The 21,306-nt window shown below is 59.8% G+C and carries 22 protein-coding genes; 7 read left to right on the forward strand and 15 right to left on the reverse strand.

The genetic code is table 11. The annotated features are described in order from the left end of the window. Positions 1–3: 3 nt before the first annotated feature. A complete protein-coding gene (locus B2589_RS02045) occupies positions 4–678 on the reverse strand; it encodes a DNA-J related domain-containing protein (protein ID WP_199455962.1) in 675 nt (224 codons plus the stop codon). A 191-nt stretch (positions 679–869) separates the two neighbouring features. Between B2589_RS02045 and ttcA the strand changes: the two genes are divergently transcribed. Then, the gene (ttcA, locus tag B2589_RS02050) at positions 870–1,742 is read left to right on the forward strand and encodes a tRNA 2-thiocytidine(32) synthetase TtcA (RefSeq protein WP_286815483.1); all 873 of its coding nucleotides are present in this window, start codon (positions 870–872) and stop codon (positions 1,740–1,742) included. Positions 1,743–1,768: 26 nt separating this feature from the next. On the opposite strand, the gene B2589_RS02055 is transcribed toward ttcA, so the two are convergent. The 9 genes from B2589_RS02055 to ccoN form a co-directional block, all read right to left on the reverse strand. Further along, positions 1,769–2,458 (reverse strand): sulfite exporter TauE/SafE family protein, encoded by a 690-nt coding sequence (locus B2589_RS02055; protein WP_286815455.1) that lies wholly within the window; start codon positions 2,456–2,458, stop codon positions 1,769–1,771. Positions 2,459–2,466: 8 nt separating this feature from the next. After that, positions 2,467–2,706, reverse strand: a complete 240-nt coding sequence (gene ccoS, locus B2589_RS02060) for a cbb3-type cytochrome oxidase assembly protein CcoS (RefSeq protein ID WP_414673916.1) — start codon at positions 2,704–2,706, stop codon at positions 2,467–2,469. A 35-nt stretch (positions 2,707–2,741) separates the two neighbouring features. Continuing rightward, positions 2,742–5,141 (reverse strand): heavy metal translocating P-type ATPase, encoded by a 2,400-nt coding sequence (locus tag B2589_RS02065; protein WP_286815456.1) that lies wholly within the window; start codon positions 5,139–5,141, stop codon positions 2,742–2,744. Next, positions 5,138–5,653 (reverse strand): FixH family protein, encoded by a 516-nt coding sequence (locus tag B2589_RS02070; RefSeq protein ID WP_022988019.1) that lies wholly within the window; start codon positions 5,651–5,653, stop codon positions 5,138–5,140. Before B2589_RS02070 ends, B2589_RS02065 begins: the two co-directional genes overlap by 4 nt. A 45-nt stretch (positions 5,654–5,698) precedes the next feature. Next, positions 5,699–7,135: a cytochrome c oxidase accessory protein CcoG gene (ccoG, locus tag B2589_RS02075; protein ID WP_199455965.1), complete on the reverse strand. Its 1,437-nt coding sequence runs from the start codon at positions 7,133–7,135 to the stop codon at positions 5,699–5,701. A gap of 131 nt (positions 7,136–7,266) precedes the next feature. Further along, positions 7,267–8,157 carry a cytochrome-c oxidase, cbb3-type subunit III gene (ccoP, locus tag B2589_RS02080; protein WP_199455966.1) on the reverse strand — a complete coding sequence of 297 codons (891 nt, stop codon included), beginning with the start codon at positions 8,155–8,157 and terminating at the stop codon, positions 7,267–7,269. Next, entirely contained in the window at positions 8,154–8,339 is a 186-nt protein-coding gene (locus B2589_RS02085) for a CcoQ/FixQ family Cbb3-type cytochrome c oxidase assembly chaperone (protein ID WP_022988016.1), read from the reverse strand. The genes ccoP and B2589_RS02085 overlap by 4 nt, the downstream gene beginning before the upstream one ends. A 4-nt stretch (positions 8,340–8,343) precedes the next feature. After that, positions 8,344–8,952 (reverse strand): cytochrome-c oxidase, cbb3-type subunit II, encoded by a 609-nt coding sequence (gene ccoO, locus B2589_RS02090; RefSeq protein WP_199455967.1) that lies wholly within the window; start codon positions 8,950–8,952, stop codon positions 8,344–8,346. 13 nt (positions 8,953–8,965) lie between these two features. Further along, entirely contained in the window at positions 8,966–10,396 is a 1,431-nt protein-coding gene (ccoN, locus tag B2589_RS02095) for a cytochrome-c oxidase, cbb3-type subunit I (RefSeq protein ID WP_286815457.1), read from the reverse strand. Between the two features lie 234 nt (positions 10,397–10,630). On the opposite strand from ccoN, the gene B2589_RS02100 reads away from it, so the two are divergent. Both B2589_RS02100 and rlmM read left to right on the forward strand, forming a co-directional pair. Continuing rightward, a complete protein-coding gene (locus B2589_RS02100; protein WP_286815458.1) occupies positions 10,631–11,284 on the forward strand; it encodes an alpha/beta family hydrolase in 654 nt (217 codons plus the stop codon). Between the two features lie 293 nt (positions 11,285–11,577). Continuing rightward, positions 11,578–12,654, forward strand: coding sequence for a 23S rRNA (cytidine(2498)-2'-O)-methyltransferase RlmM (gene rlmM, locus B2589_RS02105; protein WP_286815459.1), 1,077 nt, complete (start codon positions 11,578–11,580; stop codon positions 12,652–12,654). Between the two features lie 4 nt (positions 12,655–12,658). On the opposite strand, the gene B2589_RS02110 is transcribed toward rlmM, so the two are convergent. Beyond that, positions 12,659–12,952 carry an antibiotic biosynthesis monooxygenase family protein gene (locus B2589_RS02110; RefSeq protein ID WP_058340050.1) on the reverse strand — a complete coding sequence of 98 codons (294 nt, stop codon included), beginning with the start codon at positions 12,950–12,952 and terminating at the stop codon, positions 12,659–12,661. 79 nt (positions 12,953–13,031) lie between these two features. Between B2589_RS02110 and tusA the strand changes: the two genes are divergently transcribed. Next, on the forward strand, positions 13,032–13,277 hold the full coding sequence (tusA, locus tag B2589_RS02115; RefSeq protein ID WP_022988009.1) for a sulfurtransferase TusA: 246 nt from the start codon (positions 13,032–13,034) through the stop codon (positions 13,275–13,277). A gap of 26 nt (positions 13,278–13,303) precedes the next feature. Here tusA and dsbD read toward each other — a convergent pair whose 3' ends face one another. After that, on the reverse strand, positions 13,304–15,220 hold the full coding sequence (gene dsbD, locus B2589_RS02120) for a protein-disulfide reductase DsbD (RefSeq protein WP_286815460.1): 1,917 nt from the start codon (positions 15,218–15,220) through the stop codon (positions 13,304–13,306). Positions 15,221–15,367: 147 nt separating this feature from the next. Here dsbD and B2589_RS02125 point away from each other — a divergent pair, with 147 nt between their 5' ends. The 3 genes from B2589_RS02125 to pdxB are packed head-to-tail and all read left to right on the forward strand — an operon-like array spanning position 15,368 to position 18,387. Continuing rightward, positions 15,368–15,931, forward strand: coding sequence for an elongation factor P hydroxylase (locus tag B2589_RS02125; protein ID WP_414673917.1), 564 nt, complete (start codon positions 15,368–15,370; stop codon positions 15,929–15,931). After that, complete coding sequence (locus tag B2589_RS02130) at positions 15,928–17,211, forward strand: DEAD/DEAH box helicase (protein WP_058340047.1); 1,284 nt, start codon at positions 15,928–15,930, stop codon at positions 17,209–17,211. The genes B2589_RS02125 and B2589_RS02130 overlap by 4 nt, the downstream gene beginning before the upstream one ends. 21 nt (positions 17,212–17,232) lie before the next feature. Continuing rightward, entirely contained in the window at positions 17,233–18,387 is a 1,155-nt protein-coding gene (gene pdxB / locus B2589_RS02135) for a 4-phosphoerythronate dehydrogenase PdxB (RefSeq protein WP_286815461.1), read from the forward strand. 79 nt (positions 18,388–18,466) lie between these two features. Here pdxB and htpX read toward each other — a convergent pair whose 3' ends face one another. The 3 genes from htpX to B2589_RS02150 all read right to left on the reverse strand — a co-directional run bounded on the left by htpX (position 18,467) and on the right by B2589_RS02150 (position 21,142). Then, positions 18,467–19,348, reverse strand: coding sequence for a protease HtpX (gene htpX, locus B2589_RS02140; RefSeq protein WP_058340045.1), 882 nt, complete (start codon positions 19,346–19,348; stop codon positions 18,467–18,469). 93 nt (positions 19,349–19,441) lie between these two features. After that, on the reverse strand, positions 19,442–19,915 hold the full coding sequence (locus B2589_RS02145) for a hypothetical protein (RefSeq protein ID WP_286815462.1): 474 nt from the start codon (positions 19,913–19,915) through the stop codon (positions 19,442–19,444). 12 nt (positions 19,916–19,927) lie between these two features. Next, a complete protein-coding gene (locus tag B2589_RS02150) occupies positions 19,928–21,142 on the reverse strand; it encodes a pyridoxal phosphate-dependent aminotransferase (RefSeq protein ID WP_022988002.1) in 1,215 nt (404 codons plus the stop codon). Between the last annotated feature and the right edge of the window lie 164 nt (positions 21,143–21,306).

Here is a 21,306-nt window from a genome sequence, read left to right on the forward strand (position 1 = left end):
AGTCTATTGCCGGGTAAAGTGACGTTTGAGGACGGAAAACGCCCGGTTCAGCTCCTGGATATCTTCTGTGCGCCCGCCGCGATCCGGATGGGCTTGCATCACCCGCCGGCGGAATCGCTGCTTCACGGTATCGAAGTCGCCGGGCAGTGTATCAAAGCCGAGCACCTGCGCGGCTTCCTGAACGTCCTCCGGGCTGCCGGCCAGTGTTACGCCAGCCAGGAAACGCTCCATCATGCCCCGGATATCGTGGCCGGACAGGAAGTACCGGGACAGATCCAGGTAAAAGCTTCTGAGTGGATCTTCTTCTGCCGGCAGGGCCCGGGTATTGCCGGAGCCGGTGGTCAAAATACATAATCGAAGCGGGGAAATCACCAGTGTTTCCCCGGCCTGGGCCAGCTCCGATTGCAGCCGGTAAAGGGCATGGAACAGCAGGAAGTGCACAGGATAGAGCGCGGTCGGGTCGCTGAAGGTGACGGGCTCGATGAGTTGCCAGCGCGGGCTTTGTAAGGCACGGATCAAAGCCAGTTCTGTCAGCCCGGAAGCCCCCGCCGCCCGAAGTTCATGTTCGGCAGCCACCTGCAGGTGATCGGCCTGCTGCTCAAGCCAGGCGAGCTGATCGCGGCTGATCGGGGATTGATCCGGTCGGGCGGAAGGTGCGGGTGTATTCATGGCGGCCATGGTATGACACTCTGCCAGCACGTGAAAGCACAGGAGTTGAGGGAAGTGGCGTGCGGCGCACTTAGGAAAGTACCGAGCGCGGGGCCCCTGTCACTCGGCAATCGGGGCGCGTATAATTGCCGCCTCATTTACCTTGCAAGTGTGCCAACAGAATGTCCGAAGCCATGATCGCCAATGCCGAGCAGGCGCCGATGTCCGAGCAGGAGCGTCGCCAGAAACTGGAGCTGAACAAACTGCAGAAACGGCTGCGCCGGGACGTGGGGCAGGCCATTGCCGACTTCTCGATGATCGAGGCAGGCGACAAGGTGATGTGTTGCCTGTCTGGCGGCAAGGATTCCTACGCCATGCTGGATATTCTGCTGAACCTGCAGAAAAGCGCGCCGGTACGTTTCGAGCTGATTGCTGTCAACCTGGACCAGAAGCAGCCGGGCTTTCCCGAAGAGATCCTGCCTGAGTACCTGAAGTCGCTGGGTATCGAATACCACATCATCGAGAAAGACACCTACAGCATCGTCAAAGAGAAAGTGCCTGAGGGCAAGACGACCTGTGGCCTGTGTTCCCGCCTGCGGCGAGGCATTCTCTACAACTTTGCCGAAGAGCACGGTGTTACCAAGATCGCCCTGGGCCATCACCGCGATGACATGCTGGAAACCCTGTTCCTGAACATGTTCTATGGCGGCAAGCTGAAATCCATGCCCCCGGTTCTTCACAGCGACGACGGCCGTAACACGGTCATCCGCCCGCTGGCCTATGCCCGGGAGAAGGATATTGCCCGCTATGGGGGACTGCGGAATTTTCCCATCATTCCCTGCAACCTGTGCGGTTCCCAGGAAAACCTCCAGCGGCAGGTGATCAAGGAAATGTTCCAGACCTGGGACAAGCAGCATCCGGGGCGGCTGGAAACCATGTTCCGGGCCCTGTGCAACGTAGAGCCATCGCACCTGGCGGATCCGAACCTGTACGACTTCAAGGAAGGCAAGCGGCTGGGCGGCAAGCGACAGGCGGTGGTGCAGTCTGCGGAGCCGGAACAGGACTTCGGCCGGCTGGACGTGCTGAATCTCTGATCAGCCAGCAACCGCCGGCTGTTGGATCAGTGCATCAACAAGGTCTGGAACGGTAGTGTCCACAAGCCGAACAGGATCAGCAGGACACCGCTGATCTTACGGAAGCCCTGATTGCTCTTGATGCCACGAATCCAGTTGGCGGCATAGCCGGTGGCCAGCATCGAGGGCAGGGTGCCCAGGCCGAAGAAAAACATGGTCAGAGCGGCGGCCGGCACCGTTGGCTGAAGCGCCGCCCAGCCCAGCGTGCTGTACACCAGTCCGCAGGGCAGCCAGCCCCACAGGGCCCCCAGGGCCAGCGCCTGGCCGGCATTATTGACCGGAATAAAGCGTTTGGTCAGCGGCGATAACGCCTTCCAGACCGGCGTCCCCACCCTTTCGACAAAGCGTATGCCCTGCCACCACTGGCCCATGGAAAGGCCCATGAAAATCAGCAGCAGGCCGGCTATGGTCATCAGCAGCAAGCCGGCCCAGCGCCATTGGCTGGCGGCCTGGGTGCTCAGCAGGGCCACGAGCGTGGCGATCAGGGCGTAACTGCCAATCCTGCCGAAATTGAAGGCGATCAGCAGCAGTGTCTGGCGCAGGCGAAACCCCTTGCCGACCGGCAACGCCATCGACAGCGAAGCGCTGATTCCTCCGCACATGCCCAGGCAATGGGTGCTGCCCAGCAAGCCGATAACGAAGGCGCTCGAATAGCTCAGGTAAAGTTCCGGCTGCATGGTTCCGGTCAGGCCTTGTTATCGGGGTTTTGGTCAGAATCCCCGGTGCTGGCCTGCCCTTCCTCATCTGCTTTTTTGTCCGTGCGGGCATCATCCGGAATCATGTCTTTATCGTCGTCATACAGAATGCGATGGGCCGGCCCGTCCAGGTCGTCATACTGGCCATTCTTGACGGCCCAGGAGAACAGGAACACGCCCAGGGCCACCAGAAGCAGCATCAGGGGGACCAGGAACATGACAATATGCACGACAACCTCCTTGCATGGGGAATGCGACAGGTGTTTCAGGCCTTCCGGCTAAGGCGCAGGGCGTTAAGTACCACAATGAGTGAGCTGGCAGACATGCCGATCGCGGCCAGCCAGGGTGCCACCAGCCCCGCGGCAGCCAGGGGTAGCGCACAGACATTGTACCCGAAAGCCCAGATCATATTCTGGCGGATAATCCGGCGGGTCTGCCGGCTGGTGTTGAGAGCCTCCACCAGCTGGTAAAGCTGGCCATTCAGCAGGACCGCATCGGCTTTGAGCTGGGTCAGGTCGGCGGCAGTGCCCATGGCCACCGAAATACCGGCGCCGGCCATGGAAGGCAGGTCGTTCAGGCCGTCGCCCACCATCATCACCCGGTGGCCCTCGGCCCGTAGCTGATCCAGCACCTCCAGCTTCTGCTCCGGCGAGGCTTCTCCGATCGCCCGGTCGATCCCCAGCATTTGCGCAACGGTCTGCACGTGGCCGGAGCGGTCACCGCTGAGCAGGATGGTCTGGATACCGGCGTCCTGCAGGGCGCGCACGGCTTTGCCGGCATCGTCCCGAACCTGGTCATCCAGCTGGAAGCTGGCCAGCCACTCGGTATCGCTGGCAAGCCAGATCTCCATGCCTCTGGTGGGGGCCGACTCCGGCTCGGGTGCCTGGGTGTGGCCGGCTACAAAACTCTTGTGGCCGATATACACCGGCTGGCCATTGTAGATGCCGGATAAGCCGCCGCCCAGGTGGTTGGTTACGTCGCTAACCGGAACAGACGCCAGGCTGTGAAACACCTTGGCAATCGGGTGTTCCGAATGCTTCTCCAGCCCGGCTGCAAGATTCAGGGCGCTTGCCTGGTCCATGCCGCCGAACTGTTGCTGGCCACTGAGGCTGAGTTCGCCCCGGGTCAGGGTACCGGTTTTGTCGAACACCACCGTGTCGATGGTGTTCATGGATTCCAGCGTGTGGCCCCGGGTAGGCAGGAAGCCGAGTTTGCGCAGGCGCACGGTGGCGGAGGTAATTGCCGTGGGCGTAGCCAGTGACAGGGCGCACGGGCAGGTGACCACCAGAACCGACAGGGTGATATCGAAGGCGTTATCGGCGCCGGCCAGCCACCATCCGATCCAGACGACCGGCGCCAGGATCAATACACGGCCAACGAATTTGCCGGCAATGCGGTCGGCCATCCGGGCCACTGGCGGTTTCTCGGACTGGACCCGGTCCAGCACCCGCAGGATTCCGGACAGCCGCGTTTGGGCGCCGGCCTTGATTACTCGGACATCCAGCGGATTCTCGCCGTTGACGCTGCCGGCATGGACCGCGTCACCCGGGCGACGGGTTTCGGGTAGATACTCGCCGGTCAGAGCAGCTTCGTTCAGGGTCGATTCACCGGAAACAATTTCACCATCCACCGGCAGTGTTTCCCCGGGGCGTACCCGGACAATGTCGCCGGCCTTGACCTGGTGCATCGGCACGATATCGGCGTGGCCTTCCTTTACCAGGGCAGCGACTGATGGCTGGAACCCGGCCAATGCGTTTCCGGTGAGCCCAGCCCGGTATCGCGCCTGCACTTCCACGTACCGGCCCAGCAGCAGGAAGAAGGTAAACATGCAGACCGATTCGAAATACACCTCGTGGCCGCCGAACACGGTAATCCAGGCGCTGGCGGCATAGGCCAGGCCGATGGCAATGGCTACCGGCACGTCCATGGTCAGGTGCCGGGATTGCAGGTCGCGCCGGGCGTTACGGAAAAACGGCCGGGCGCTGTAGAACACCACGGGTGTGGCCACCAGCAGGCTGAACCAGCGGAAGAAGCTGACAAAATCGTTGGACAGGTCGTTGATCAGTTCGAAATACAGCGGAAACGCGAGCATCATGCTCTGGAAGGTGCCAATGCCTGCCACCGCAAGCCGGATCAACATGGAACGGTGTTCGGCCTTCAGGGCCTGTTCTGCTTCGTCCGCCTGGTAGGGGCGGGCGGTGTAGCCCAGCTCATGGATGGCGATGAGCAGGTCACTCAGGCGGGTCTGATCCTGCGCCCAGACCAGCCTGGCGCGCTGGGTGGTGTGGTTAACAGTGAAGCTCAGCACACCCGGTTGCTGCTTCATGTGGTTTTCCAGCAGCCAGATACAGGCTGCGCAGGTAATCCCGCCAATCAGCAGCTGGGCTTCCTGTCCCGCTTTGACGGGCGAAACAAAGGATTGTTGTACCAGCGGATGGTCCAGCTCCCTCAGGCGCTCAACCTCGGCACGGGTGAGTTCCCGGGGCGTGACGGCTGGTTCGGTACGGAAGTCATAAAAACCGGTCAGACCTTCCTGGTGGATGGTCTGACACACGGCTTTGCAGCCCTGGCAGCAGAAATGCTGTTGTGTTCCGTTCAGGTCCAGCGTGATCGGAGGATCACCGTCCGCTGGCTCTCCGCAATGGAAACAATTCAGGGCGGTCACCCTTGGGCGTTGCCTTTCGCATCAATGGTGATTGGAGAGGAAGAGGGCAGGCGCACTTCGCCTTTTACCCGCCAGTCGTTGTCCGGACCCTGCAGGTCGTAATACCAGCGGCCACTGACCTGCTCAAACAGCTGGCCACGGTACTCTCCGGGGGCCACACGGGTGAACTGAACGGTTTTGTCCTGGCCGGACAGGGTCGGGTGATACAGGTTGAACACCAGGTACGGATAGTCTGCCGCACCGTCAGCGGTATCCAGCATCAGGGTGGCAGATTTGTCCTGCAGGCTCAGTTCGCCGGCCAGCTGCAGTTCAGCGGCGCGCTCGTCCCGGGCGATGGACATGTTGATGCCCCGGCCTTCCTTGGAGTAATCGTCTGACACCATGGAGTTGTCCAGGCTGGAAGACACTACCAGGGTGGTGATCCCCCACATGATCGACGCCAGCGGGAAAATGGTCAGAAACCAGAACCAGGGCTGGCGGTACCAGGGTGCAACAGGTGCGTTATCAGTCATTACTCTTCAATCTCGGATGATGGCTTTAGACCCGCGCACGGGTCGTTAACGGGGCCTTGGACCAACAAAACGGCTTTCAGTTTCCAGGTTCAGGGACGGATCTGTCTCTGATTCTGCAAAGAAGCGAATGGTGTTGTTGGATTCAACAATAGACTCCGGCGGAACGTCCACAACCGTCGGCAGGGAGCGATTCTCGCCACTGCTGATGGTAAAGGTGGTTTCGGTCAGAATCCGGATACCTTCCATGCCGTCAACGCTCAGTTCGAAAGTCTGGGGCACTTCCGACATGTTCTGGATCTTCACCGTGTAGGAGTTCTCTACCCGGCCTTCGCCGTTGAAGCTGAACAGTGCGCCACGGTCCCGCAGTACGTCCATCTTGGCCGGTACACGGGTAGCCACGGTAAAGATCATCGCACCGATCATCAGCAGCAGTACCGCACCGTAACCGAAGGTACGCGGACGCAGCAGCTTGGAGGTCTTGCCTTCCAGTTCGTTCTCGGTGGTGTAGCGAATCAGCCCTCTCGGGTAATTCATCTTGTCCATGACTTCGTCGCAGGCATCAATACACAGCGCACAGCCGATGCACTCGTATTGCAGGCCGTCACGGATATCGATGCCGGTAGGGCACACCTGCACACACTGCTCGCAATCGATACAGTCGCCAAGGCCTACCTCTTCAGGCGCGACGCCTTTCTTGCGCTTGCCGCGAGGCTCGCCCCGGTTCGGGTCGTAGGAGACGACCCGGGTGTTGGGGTCAAACATTACCGACTGGAACCGGGCATACGGGCACATGTACAGGCAGACCTGCTCACGCATCCAGCCGGCGTTCAGGTAGGTGGCAACGGTGAAGAAGGCAACCCAGAAATAGGCCCAGCCGTTGGCCTGCAGGGTGAACAGGTCCACGATCAGTTCGCGGATCGGGTAGAAGTAGCCAACAAAGGTGACGCCGGTGGCAAAGGCAACAAACAGCCACAGTGCGTGTTTGATGGTTCTTTTGGTGACCTTTTCCCGGGAGTTGGGGGCCTTGTCGAGTTTCATCCGCTTGTTGCGGCTGCCTTCCACCTTTTCTTCAATCCACATGAAGATAAAGGTCCACACGGTTTGCGGGCAGGTGTAACCACACCAGACACGGCCAAACAGGGTGGTGATGAAGAACAGGCCGAAGGCGCTGATAATCAGCATGCCCGAGAGCAGGAAGAAATCTTTCGGGAAGAAGGTGATGCCGTAAAGGTGGAACTCGCGAGCCGGCAGGTCAAAGTGGATCAGGGGCTGGCCGTCCAGTGTGAGCCAGACAAACAGGAAATACATGCCCATGAGCACGGTCAGGCTGACGTTCCGGATTCTCTGGAAAAAGCCTTTTACCTCCTTCACGTAAATCTTTTCACGACTTGCGTAGAGGTCAACGGTCTCTGCTTTCTTGTTTTTGTTGTTCGAGGGATCGGAGGATGGGTCAACCTGCTTGACAGGAATCTCGTTACTCATGGGTACCTCCCGGTATAGGGTAAAGCTGGGAGCGGGCCTCGGCGGGTCTGCTGATCTTCTCGAGCCTGTACCCGCGAGGGCAGATACAGGGTTGAAAAGACCGGGCCAGGGCTAGCCTGGCCGGGTCTGACTCAGTTTGACAGGCTGTAAACGTAAGCCGCCAGAATCTGAATCTGGTCGCCGGTCAGACGACCTTCCTGTGCGGGCATCTGGTTCTGGCGACCGTTAACCACGGTCTCCTTGATCCACTCGTAGGTGGAACCATACAGCCACACGTTGTCGGTCAGGTTCGGGGCACCCATGGCTGCCATGCCGGTACCGTCGGCACCGTGACAGGCCACGCACGCCTGGGCGAACACCTGCTCACCGGCCTTCGCTGCTTCGGCGTCCAGTTCACGGCCGCTGAAGCTCAGAACGTAGTTAACCACCTGGTCAACCTGCTCGTTGGTCATGTTCGGCATGGTTCCTTTCGGAGTCATGTTGCCGTTACGACCCTTGGCGATGCTGTGCAGGATCTGGTCCGGCTCGCCGCCCCACAGCCAGTCGTCGTCAGTCAGGTTGGGGAAGCCCACCTGGCCGCGAGCGGCAGTGCCGTGGCATACGGAACAGTTGTTGGCGAACAGGCGCTGGCCGATTTTCATGGCGTCTTCGTCCTGGGCCAGTTCCGGAATGGCGGTGTTACCGTACTGGGCATAGATTTCGCCGTATTTCTCGTCAGCCTCGGCAACTTCTGCTTCCCACTGGTTAGTAGAAGTCCAGCCCAGCAGGCCTTTGTAGTTACCCAGGCCCGGGTACAGGGCCAGGTAGCCCAGGGCGAATACGCAGGTCGCGATGAAGAGGTAGAACCACCACTTCGGCAGCGGATTGTCGTATTCCTCGATGCCGTCAAAGGCATGGCCCATAGTGCGGTCAGTTTCAGTGTCGGTTGTCTGGCCCTTGCGGGTTGCCCAAAGCAGCCACCAGCAGCCGAACACAGTACCGAGCACGATCACAGTGACCCAGATGCTCCAGAAGGTACTCATTGTTTTTTCTCCGTTTTATCCTGTTCGAGAGTACGCTTGTCCACTTCTTCGTCGTCGAAGGGGAGGTGAGCCGCTTCCTCATTGGCCTTCTTGCGGTGGGCGCTGTAGGCCCACCACACGATGCCGAGAAAAACGGCCATTACCAGAAAGGTGTGAATTCCGCGTAACTCATTGATATCCATTGGCTCACCGTTTCTCTGAAATCACAGTGCCCAGCTGCTGCAGGTAGGCAACCAGTGCTTCGATTTCAAACTTGCCTTCGATGTCGGCAGAAGCCTTGGCAACCTGTTCGTCGGTGTAGGGAACACCCAGAGTCTGCAGCGTAGACATACGCGCTTCGATGCTCTGGTGATCTACACGGTTTTCGAACAGCCAGGGGAACGCCGGCATGTTGGACTCGGGAACAACGCTGCGCGGATCGTACAGGTGCTGGCGCTGCCAGGCATCGGAGTAACGACCGCCTACACGGGCCAGGTCCGGACCGGTACGCTTGGAGCCCCACAGGAACGGACGGTCGTAAACGAACTCGCCCGCAACGGAGTAGTGGCCATACCGCTCGGTTTCCGCACGGAACGGACGGATCTGCTGGGTGTGGCACACGTGGCAGCCTTCGCGGATGTAGATGTCCCGGCCTTCCAGTTCCAGCGCAGACAGAGGCTCCAGGCCTTCGACTGGCTCGTTAACCTCTTTGTGGAAGAACAGGGGCACCACTTCCGCCAGGAAACCGCCACTGATGGTCAGTACGATCAGCACGATCATCAGACCAAGGTTCTTTTCGACTATTTCGTGTCTCATCTGGTCTCTCCCCTTACGCCGCCTGAACCGCAGCATTATCTTCTGCAACGGCGTCTTTCTGGCGTACGGTCATGTACACGTTGTAGGCCATGATCAGCATGCCGATCAGGAAGATCGCGCCACCGATGAAGCGTACAAAGTAGCCCGGGTAGGAAGCTTCAAGCGCTTCCACGAAGCTGTAGGTCAGGGTGCCGTCTTCGTTCACAGCACGCCACATCAGGCCTTGCATGATGCCGTTAACCCACATGGCCGCGATGTACAGTACGGTACCAACGGTAGCCAGCCAGAAGTGCACGTTGATCAGGGATACGCTGTGCATTTCCTTCAGGCCCCACAGTTTCGGAACCAGGTGGTAGATCGCACCGATACTGATCATGGCAACCCAGCCCAGGGCACCTGAGTGCACGTGGCCGATGGTCCAGTCAGTGTTGTGGGACAGGGCGTTTACGGTCTTGATGGACATCATCGGGCCTTCGAAGGTAGACATACCGTAGAAGGACAGGGATACCACCAGGAAGCGCAGGATCGGGTCAGTGCGTAGTTTGTGCCAGGCACCGGACAGGGTCATCATGCCGTTGATCATACCGCCCCAGGACGGCGCCAGCAGAATCAGGGACATGACCATGCCTGCGGTCTGTGCCCAGTCAGGCAGAGCGGAGTAATGCAGGTGGTGACCACCGGCCCATACGTAGGTGGCGATCAGTGCCCAGAAGTGCACGATAGACAGGCGATAGGAGTAAACCGGACGGTTGGCCTGCTTGGGAACGAAGTAGTACATCATGCCCAGGAAGCCAGCAGTCAGGAAGAAGCCCACCGCGTTGTGACCGTACCACCACTGCATCATCGCATCGGTAACACCCGCATAGGCGGAGTACGACTTGAAGGCGGTGGCCGGCAGCGCCATGTTGTTACCAATATGCAGTACAGCAACGGTAATGATGAACGCGCCGTAGAACCAGTTGGCAACGTAGATGTGCGGAGTGCTACGCTTCATCACGGTTCCGAAGAACACCAGGGCGTAGCTGACCCAGACAACCGCAATCGCGATGTCAATCGGCCATTCCAGCTCGGCGTATTCCTTGGACGTTGTCAGGCCCATCGGAAGGGTGATGGCTGCAGCCACGATAATGGCCTGCCAGCCCCAGAAGGTGAATGCCGCCAGGCCATCGGAGAACAGGCGGGCCTGACAGGTCCGCTGAACTACGTAATAGGAGGTAGCAAACAGGGCACTACCACCAAAGCCGAAGATAACGGCGTTGGTATGCAGCGGCCGCAGTCGGCCGAAGTGGGTAAAGGGCAGGTCGAGGTTGAGGGATGGCCAAACCAGCTGCGCTGCAATCAGCACACCCAGAGCCATGCCTACAATACCCCATACCACTGTCATGATGGCGAATTGTCTCACCACCTTGTAGTTGTATGTCAGGTTCGCATTTACTGTGCTCATAGCCTTACCAATGGGTTCAGGATGGGGAATTATGCGGGCGCAAGTATGGAGAAACCGTTAGGTGTTTGCAATGATTCAGGTCAACTCCTGATATCCGTCAAATTCGCCGGATTCCGGCGTTTTACCAGTAAGTTGCAATGAAAATCATTCCTGGCCCGGCGGTAGTGCCAGGTCAACGGGTACCCCCTTGCACGGGGTTAAATGATACCCCCTCAGAGTTAACAGGTGAACGATGTGGAGCTGATTAAGACCAAAGGCTATGGTGAACAGGCCGAAATGATCATGATTCTGGCCCATGGGGCCGGTGCGCCGATGGACTCTCCGTTCATGGAGGCCCTGGCCGAAGCTCTGGATGATCAGGGCATTGCCTGTGTTCGCTTCGAATTTCCCTACATGCAGAAGCGGCGGGAAGACGGCAGGAAGCGACCGCCAGACCGTCAGCCGAAATTGCTCGAATGTTTTTCCGGAGTGATCGCGGCCGTCCGGCAGGAAATCGGCTCCGGGGCCAGGTTGCTGATCGGCGGCAAGTCCATGGGCGGGCGCATGGCCTCAGTGCTGGCCGGCGAAGCCGGAGCGGGAGTCAGTGGTGTGGTGTGTTTTGGCTATCCGTTCCACCCTCCGGGCAAGCTGGACCGCTGGCGCATCGATCACCTGGCTGGGGTGACTTGCCCTCTGATGGTGGTGCAGGGTACCCGGGACCCGTTCGGTAAGCCGGATGAGTTGGCAGCCCAGGGCGATATTTCCGGCATTTCGAAATTGGTGTGGCTGGATGGCGGCAACCATGATTTCCAGCCGCCGGTCCGGCATCTGGAAACCCAGGCCAGCCTGATTCAGCAGGCCGCGCGCCATACCCGTCAGTTTGTGGCGGATTTTGTCCCCGCCTTGTGAATGCCCGGTGCGACGGGCTTCGGCACAGAGTTCCTCGGCTCGGTCCGCGCCTGGTGCTCGATATCCAGCAGTTTCCAGTGTGACGGGCAGCAGGTAATAACGGTAATCTACGCCCCGGCGGGCGAAGGGGAAGCGGTCACCTGTTTGCAGGGGTGGTTCCTTGAGCATAGACAACATTCCGTAACAGCAAAGCGGGAAGTGTAGCCAGAACAGACCAGAACGACCGTTAAGCAGGTTCAACTTTCTTGGCCGGCCAGGTGCCATTTTCCTGACGGCCCCGGGAAACACATTATATGCAACAGATCATGCTGATATGCCGGCCAGGTTTCGAGACCGAAGCCGGTCAGGAGTTGACCGACCAGGCCGCAGCGGCCGGTATCTTCGGGTTCTTTCAGCCCGGCAAAAACACCGGGTTACTCCGCTTCACCATTGGTGGAAACGAGCCGGCCGAAGAGCTGATGCGCCGTGTGGCCCTGGAGGACTTGGTCTTCACCCGGGACTGGTTTGCGGTTCTGGGCGATTGTGAGCTGCCGGTCCAGGACCGGGTAGGGGCAATCCTGGCGTTTATGAACGATCAGGGTTGGCAGGGCAACCGCTGTGCCCGGCTTGAAGTAAGGTTGCCGGAAACCAACGACGACCGCGACCTGGGCAACTTCGCCCGCAAATGGGTTGCCCCCCTGTCGAAGGGGCTGCGCGGGGCCGGCCTGCTGAAAGACGACCCCGAGGCTCCGGCACCGGCGCGGCTGGAAATCCTGCTGGCCGGCTTTACCACCGCCGTGGTGGGCTACAGCCTGACCGGCAACCGGGCACCCTTTGTTGGCGGGATACCCCGGTTGCGGCTGCCGGCGTCGGCCCCCAGCCGCTCGGCGCTGAAGCTTGAAGAAGCCTGGAAGGTATTCTTGCCGCAAGAGCGTTGGTTAGAGTATCTCGGCGGTGGCAAGAAGGCGGTTGACCTGGGTGCGGCGCCCGGCGGGTGGACCTGGCAACTGGTTCGGCAAGGCATGATGGTGACGGCCGTGGATAATGGCCCGATGAACCCGGAGCTGATGGCCAGTGGCCATGTGGAACATGTGGAGGCCGATGGCTACGCCTGGCGGCCGAAGCGGGCCGTGGACTGGATGGTGTGCGATATTGTTGATAAACCCCGCCGGACGGCGCGGATGGCGGTGGACTGGATGGGTGAGAAGCTGTGCCGTTACACGGTATTCAATCTCAAGCTGCCGATGAAAAAGCGATACGAGGAATGGCTGGTGTGCCGGGAAATCCTGGTTCAGGGCCTGGAGGATGCGGGCCTGCATTGTCAGCTGAAGGCCCGCCACCTGTACCATGACCGTGAAGAGATCACCTGTTTTATCGAGCGGCTCGACTAGCCTCTCAAGGCATGGGGCTTTGCTCGAGCACGGTGATGGCCTCATCCTGGTCCATCATCGGTATCAGTTCGGCCATCAGGTTCTTGCGGGTTTCCGAGTGGAACCAGCGTTGCCAGTCGGCTTCGGAGCGCCAGTTGGCCAGGGTGATGCGATGGTTGGGGTCGTGGCTGTCGACCAGGGTTTCGCCGGAAATAAACCCCGGCGCGCCCACCGCCTGTTGCAGCACCAGTCGGGACCGCTCTTCATAGGCAGTTTCGAGTGTTTCGGCAATATGGCGTTCAATCAGAACCCGGATCATTAAAATCTCCTTTATTTTCGATGCTATAAACAATAATTTAGCACTGAATTCTGAAAAATCACGAGAACTTCTGGAGGCAATGTTGGCAGGTTCAGATTTTGACGCGGAACTTGATGCCCGGGGGCTGTTTTGCCCGGAACCGGTGATGATGCTGCACAACCGCATTAACGATGTGGAGCCCGGGCAAGTGCTGCGGGTACTGGCCACAGACCCGTCGACGACCCGCGATATTCCGCGTTTCTGCCAGTTCCTTGGCCATGAGCTGATAGGTGAACACGAGCAGGATGGGGAATACGTATACCTGATCCGGCGCAGCGAAGGCTGACGCCGGCCAGGTCAACGCAAGTCAGCTCAGATTTCCCGGGCGACCTTGTCCAGATGATCCATGAACTGCTCCCTGTCCATTTCTCCCAGAATCCGGGCCTGGCCCAGCTCCTCGCCATTGTTGCGGTAAAACAGGATGGCCGGCGGGCCGAACAGGCCCAGTTCGTCCAGAAGGGCCTGCTGGGCCCGGGTGTTGTCTGTCATATCAATCTGCAACAGGGTGTAGGGCCGTAATGCCTGAATCACATCCGGCTTGCTGAACACGTTGCGTTCCATCACTTTGCAGGAAATACACCAGTCGGCGTAGAAGTCGAGCATTACGGGCTGCCCGGCGCTGCGGGCATCGGCCAGCATGGCGCGAATCTGCTCCGGGTCTTCTACCCGCTCGAAAGGCGCGTGGGCTTCGGCAGCGCCAGCCGCTGACACGGTACCGGCGGTGGCTACAAAGGGATCCAGCGGGCGCAGGGGATCACTGGCCCCGCCAGCCGCGCCGGCCAGCAAGGCCAGGCCGTAGGCAAAAAACACTAGGCCGAAGCCTTTGCGGGTGCGCTCCCAACCGGCCCTGGCGGCATCAAAGGCGCCCAGTTGCACGCCGGTGATGGCAATCAGCAGACCCCAGAGCGTCAGCCCGGCCCAGGCCGGAATCAGCCGCTCGACCAGCCAGATGGCCACGGCCAGCAGCATCACACCATAGAAGTGTTTGACGGTAGTCATCCAGTGGCCCGAGGTAGGCAGCAGCTTGCGCCCGCCCACGGCTACCAGGATCAGTGGCACGCCCATACCCAGGCCGAGGGACAGCAGGGCAACGCCGCCGATGACCGGATCCTGGGTGGTGGAAATATAGAGCAGGCTGCCGGCAAGGGGAGCCGACACGCAGGGTGAGACAATCAGGGCAGACAGCGCGCCGATACCGAACAGGCTCAGTACCCGGCCGCCGGTCATCTTCTGGCTGGCATCGTTCAGGGGCTCCCGGATAAAGCGCGGCAGCTGGATTTCAAACATGTCGAACATCGACAGGGCAAAGACAACAAACATCGCCGCAAAGACCCCGAGCACCCAGGGCGATTGCAGGTGCGCCTGCAGGTTGAAGCTGGCTCCCAGCAAACCGGTGATCACCCCGGCGGCGGCATAGGTAATGGCCATGCCCAGCACATAACTGCCGGACAGCATTAGCGCCTGGCCGGTGGAGCGGGTGTTATGGCCCGAAACCATGCTGGAAATGATCGGCACCATGGGCAGCACGCAGGGGGTAAAGGTCAGGCCCAGCCCCAGCAGGAAAAACAGGCCGGCAATCATCCAGATGGTCTGGCTGGAAAGGAAGCTGGCCAGGCCGCTGGCGCTGGAAGTGTCTGCCCCCGGAACAGAGCCCGGGCCGGAATTGGTGCCGGAAGCGCTGCCACTGCTGTTGCTGGTTGCGGCAGCGGCGGATTCACCACCGTTTCCGCCTGGATAATACAGCACATCCCGGGTCTGTGGCGGGTAGCAAAGACCGGCTTCCGCACAGCCCTGGTAGGTCACCTGGAGTTCTGCTTCGCGGACACCATCCGGCAGGTTTACCGGCACCCGGGCGTCTACAGGATCAAAGAACACTTCCATTTCACCAAAGAAGTCGTCTTCGGTCAGGGTGCCCGGCAGGGAAAAAGCGGGTTCTCCGAGGGTGACGCCGTCAGTGACGGGGTTAATCCGGATGCGGGACTTGTACAGGTAGTGCCCGGGGGTGATATCCCAGGACAGCACAACAGCGCCCTGATCGGTGGAGAAGTTAAACGGGAGGGCTTCATCCACGGGCAGGAAGTCGCCGTTTCCGCCGCCGAACAGGGAGTTTCCGGAGTTGCCGAAAGCTTGCGCGGGCGAGGACGCCAACAGGCCCAGCATGGCGAGCAAAAGCAGTGCAGGCAGCAAAAGGGCGTGGCGGCGGATACCGGGATCAGAGAGCGTTGTCATGAATTCGTGATAATCCTGTGTCGTAAATGCATGAAGTCGTTCTGCCGGGGGGTGGACACGGGGGCCCCGCTAAAGTTCCCTCTGGTATTGGCCGGAGTAAAGTCGCACAATAGCCAACCGATGAACCACAATCCAGACGATCTTATCATGCTGTTCAATGACCTGTTCCGGGAAAGCTGCCGGACGCTACTGGTCAGGGGCAGCGACGAACCGGAATACATTCCTGCCAGTGAGCCCGAGGGGTTTGCCCGGGTGGTTTTTGCCCACGGATATTTTGCCAGCGCCCTGCACGAAATTGCCCACTGGTGTATTGCCGGTGAGCACCGCCGCACACTGCACGACTATGGTTACTGGTATTGTCCGGACGGGCGTACCCTGGAACAGCAGCAAGCCTTCGAGAACGTTGAAATCCGGCCCCAGGCCATCGAGTGGCTGTTTTCGCTGGCGGCCGGTTCGCGGTTCCATATCAGTGTGGACAACCTGGCAGGCGACGGCGCGGCCGACGAACAGGCCTTCCGGCGTAACGTTTGTAAACAGGCTGCGGATTACCTCGAGCATGGCCTGCCGGAACGGGCCCAGCAGTTTTTTGACACACTCAAGCAGTTCTACAACACTTCAACCCGCATCGGCCACGACTGGAACTACGACAAGGTTCGCATAGCGCCGGCGGGGAATGAATACCTTAAATCAAGGACAGCAGACACTCTATGACATCTGAAATCAAACATACGGGCGACCTACGCTTCGGTGACCTCAACCTGGATCAACGCCTGCTGGATGCCATTACCAAAATCGGCTTTGAATACTGCACGCCTATCCAGGCGGAAACCCTGCCCTGGACCCTGGCCTGTGAAGACCTGATCGGCCAGGCCCAGACCGGCACCGGCAAAACCGCGGCCTTCCTGATTACCGCCATCCAGACCCTGCTGGAAACCCCGATCGACGAGAAAGACCGCTTTGCCTCGGAACCGAGGGTCCTGGCCCTGGCGCCGACCCGTGAACTGGCCATGCAGATTGCCAAGGACGCCGAGCAGCTGTGCCAGTACACCGGCCATAACGTGGTGACCGTGGTAGGCGGCATGAACTACGACAAGCAGCGGGAACAGCTGCAGAACGAAATCGTGGACATCCTGGTGGCTACCCCGGGCCGGCTGATCGACTTTCTGGGCTCCCAGGATGTGTTCCTGGACCAGCTCGACATCCTGATCCTGGACGAAGCAGACCGGATGCTCGACATGGGCTTTATCCCGGACGTAAAGCGCATTATCCGCAAATGCACGCCCAAGGATGAGCGCCAGACCCTGCTGTTCAGCGCCACCTTCAACCAGGACGTACTGAACCTGGCTTCCATGTGGACCCGTAACGCCGAGTTTGTGGAAATCGAGCCGGAACAGAAAACTGCCGAGCGGGTTGAGCAAACGGTCTACCTGGTGTCTGACGACGACAAACTGCCAGTACTGGTGAATTACCTGAAGCGGCCGGAAGTGGACAAGGCTATTGTCTTCGCCAACCGTCGTGACCAGTGCCGTGACCTGGAAGAAGACCTCCGTAACCAGGGCGTGAAAGTGTCCCTGATGTCCGGAGAAATTGCCCAGAACAAGCGCCTGAAAACCCTGGACCAGTTCAAGAAAGGGCAGATCCAGGTGCTGGTGGCAACCGACGTGGCGGGCCGGGGTATTCACGTAAACGGTGTCACCCACGTGTTCAACTACAACCTGCCGGAGAACGCCGAGGACTACGTGCACCGGATCGGCCGTACCGGCCGGGCAGGCAGTACCGGTGTTTCGGTGAGCTTTGCCGGCGAAGAAGATGCGTTCGCGCTGCCGGAGATCGAGAAATACATCAGCCAGAAGCTGAAGACCGCGGTGCCGGACGAGGACCTGATGGCGACCATGGAAAATCCGCCGATCACCCGCAAGCGCGGAGGTCGCCGGCCTCAGGGCAACCGTGGCTCCGGTGGCCGTGGTGGCCCGCGCCCGCGCCGCAACTGATCGGGAGCCCGGAGACAGGTTATGTTGATCGTTGCAGATGAGAATATTCCGTTACTCGATGCCTTTTTCGGGGATATCGGGGAGATTCGCCGGGTTACCGGAAGAACCCTGACCCGGGACCAGGTGGAAGATGCCGACATCCTGCTGGTGCGGTCGGTAACCCCGGTCGGGCCCGGGTTACTGGAAGGCACCCGGGTAAAGTTTGTCGGTACCACCACCATCGGCACCGATCACGTGGACCTGGACTGGCTGGAACAGCAGGGCATTGCCTTCGCGGCTGCCCCCGGCTGTAATGCCAGCAGCGTGGCGGAATACGTGTTGTCGGTGCTTTCGCTGTTTGCCGAGCGCCAGGGGCGTGATGACTGGAGCTCTCTGAGTGTCGGGATTGTCGGCGTTGGCAATGTTGGCGGAACCCTCGCCCGGGTTCTTGACCGGCTCGGTTTCGAGGTTCGGTTGTGTGATCCGCCGAGGCAGGACGCCGAGCCGGAGTCAGGCGAAGCCTTTGTGAGCCTGGCGGAAGCGCTGGAGTGCGATGTCGTGACCCTGCACACGCCGCTGACCCGAACCGGTGCCCATGCTACCCACCATATGATTTCCTCAGCGGAGCTTGCGGCACTTCGGTCCGACCAGCTGCTGATCAATTCTGGCCGTGGCGAAGTCATCGATAACCAGGCCCTGAAACATCGCCTCGAACAGGCTGATGCACCACTGGCAGCGCTGGATGTCTGGGAAGGCGAGCCCCGTATCGATCCCGAACTGGTGGCGCTGACCTGGCTGGCGACGCCCCATATTGCCGGTTATAGCCTGGAAGGCAAGGTTCAGGGCACCGAGATGATCTACCAGGCTCTGAGTCAGTTTCTGGGGTTGCCGGTGCGTAAGAAGGCCGGCCAGTTTTTGCCGGAACCGGCCATGAGCAAGGTCTCGTTTACCAGCAATGCCGCCGAGGATGCGGCGATCCGCATTGCGCTCCGGGCTTGTTATGACCCCCGCCAGGACGACGCCCGCCTGCGATTGGCGATGACAGGAACCCCGGAAGAGCGGGGCATGGCTTTTGACCAGCTGCGCCGGGACTACCCGGTACGGCGGGAATGTTCCAGCCTGAAGGTTCAGCTCAAGGGCAGTAGCAAGTCGCTGCAGGACAGTTTCAAGGCCATCGGTTTCAAGCTGAAAATCTGACCAGGATGCTTGCCTGGTTGGCGAAAAGCAGAAGGGGCGCATAGTGCGCCCCTTCTTCGTTATGGCCTGGCTGATCCGCTTACAGCTTGGCGTTCTGCAGCGCGGCAATCCGGTCTTCCAGCGGCGGGTGGGTCATGAACATGGCCGCCAGGCCGGAGCGGGCTCCGCGGTTGATACCGAAGGCCTGCAGGGTATCCGGCATCTGGTCCGGCACCTCGCTTTCCTGTTTCAGGCGGGCCAGGGCATTGATCATGGCGCCGCGGCCAGCGAGCTGGGCGCCGGCGATATCAGCCCGGAATTCCCGGCGACGGGAGAACCAGAACACAATGGTGCTGGCCAGGATACCGAGGACGATTTCCGCAACAATGCTGACCACAAAGAAACCAAGCCCGTGGCCGTTTTCGTTCTTGAAAATCACCCGGTCGACAAACGAGCCGATCACCCGGGATGCGAAAATCACGAAGGTGTTCACCACGCCCTGAATCAGGGTCAGGGTCACCATGTCGCCATTGGCCACGTGGCCGATCTCATGGCCCAGCACGGCCCGGATTTCATCCTTGTTGAAACGGTGCAGAAGGCCTTCGCTGACGGCGACCAGCGAATCGTTCTTGTTCCAGCCGGTGGCAAAGGCGTTGGACTGGGACGCCGGGAAAATCGCGACTTCCGGCATGCCGATGCCGGCATTCTTCGCCAGTTCCGCGACGGTATCCACCAGCCAGCGCTCGGCAGGGGTGCGGGGCGACTCAATCACCTGCGCCTTGGTGCTCCACTTGGCCATGGGCTTGGAAATCAGCAGGGAAATGATCGCACCGGCAAAGCCGAAGACGGCGGCAAAGGCCAGCAGGGAGCCGTAATCAATGCCTTGCCCGGCCAGGTAACTGTCGACCCCGAGCAGGCGCAGGGTAAAGCTTGCCACCAGAATAACGGCCAGGTTAGTGGCCAGAAACAACAGAATGCGCATAGAGTTTTCCTGTAGTGACGTACGCTGAATCGTGTTGGCTGTCTGACCGTTATATGTGGCCCGGGTTCACTGCTTCAAGATCCTTACCGCGATTTAATGCAGCCCTTCGGCACTGAAATCCGTAAAGAAAGCGGCCTGGACGGCCAGGCTGATACGGGTGGAACTGCCGTTTTTCAGGGCGGCCCGAAGCAGGTGGATATAGGTAGACAGGTCCTGCTGGACTGAGGCCGGAAGGTTCGCTTCCTCGGGCAGGGTATTCAGCTTCCGGGCCAGTGATTGTGGTGCTGGTGCGCTGAGGCGAACGAAGGCTTCCCGGGTCAGCACCGCCTGGTCCAGGGCTTCCTGGCGGATGGTGTCGACATATCGCAGCAAACCTTCTTCCTGCAGCCACAGCAGGGCGCCGAAGCAAGCCATGTGGCGTTTGCTGTGCAGCCCGAATTCGTCCGGCTCATCCGGGCCGGCAATGTCTTCCACAAACAGGTTGGTGCGCCTGGGGAAGGCCGCGTACAACTGCGCCAGGGCGATGGCTACGTCCTTGTAGAATTCCTCGACATGAATGTCGGCCATGATAGATCCCGATTATTGGCGGTAGTGTTCCAGGAAGTTGGCCAGCCGTCCCATGGCGTCTGCCATGGTGTCCTGGCGGGGCAGGAACACCACCCGGAGGTGTTGCTTGTCGTCGATGTTGAAGGCGGAACCCTGTACCAGCAGGATTTTTTCTTGCAGCAGCAAGTCCAGCACCAGTTTTTCATCGTTGGCGATGGGGAAGTGCTTCGGGTCCAGCTTCGGGAACATGTACAGGGCGCCCTGGGGCTTCACGCAGCTGACACCCGGAATGTCGTTGAGCATGCGCCAGGTGGTTTCGCGCTGCTCATAGAGCCGTCCCCCGGGTGCCACCAGGTCGTTGATGGACTGGTAGCCGCCCAGGGCGGTCTGGATGGCCAGCTGGGCCGGCACGTTGGCGCACAAGCGCATGTTCGACAGCATCTCGATGCCTTCGATCAGGTCCCGTGCCCGGTGCTTGGCGCCGCTGATGATCATCCAGCCGGAACGGTAGCCGGCAGCCCGGTAGTTTTTCGACAGGCCGTTGTAGGTAAAGAACAGCACGTCTTCGGCCAGGGAGGCGATGGACGTATGCACGGTGCCGTCGTACAGAATCTTGTCGTAGATTTCGTCAGCCAGGATGATCAGGTTGTGCTTGCGGGCCAGTTCGATCACCTGGTGCAGCAGCTCATCCGAATACACCGCGCCTGTGGGGTTGTTCGGGTTGATCAGAACAATGGCTTTGGTGCGACGGGTGATCTTCTTCTTGATATCGTCGATATCCGGGAACCAGTTCTGCTGCTCGTCGCAACGGTAGTGTACCGGCTTGCCGCTGGACAGGGTGACGGCTGCGGTCCACAGCGGATAGTCGGGGGCCGGTATCAGTACTTCGTCGCCGGTATTGAGCATGGCCTGCATGGACATCACGATCAGTTCACTGACGCCGTTACCCAGGTAGATGTCATCGATGTCTACCCGGGGAATGCCGCGCTGTTGGCTGTAATGCATGACCGCCTTGCGGGCAGAGAACAGGCCCTTGGACTCCACATAGCCCTGGGCCTGGTGCATGTTGTAGATCACATCCTGCTGGATCTCTTCGGGCACATCCAGTTCGAAGGCGGCCGGGTTGCCGATATTGAGCTTGAGTACCCGGTGGCCTTCTTCCTCGAGCCGACGCGCCTCACGCAGAACCACGCCACGAATTTCATAACATACGTTGTCAAGTTTGGCGGATTTGAAATAGTTCTGCATGGCGTGATGCGTCCTCAACGAAAAACGGGAAAAGTTTCCGGATAACGGAAGCTTACTATTCTAGCGGAGGGATGTACCGGGGTAACAGGGGCAATTGTGACCAATTGTGGCGAATTACCGATTGATCGCGGGAAGGTTGCCTACCGGAAGTGCCAACTCTGTCC

The organism is Marinobacter sp. UBA3607, from assembly GCF_002375525.1.
GTDB classification, from domain to species: Bacteria; Pseudomonadota; Gammaproteobacteria; order Pseudomonadales; family Oleiphilaceae; genus Marinobacter; species Marinobacter vinifirmus.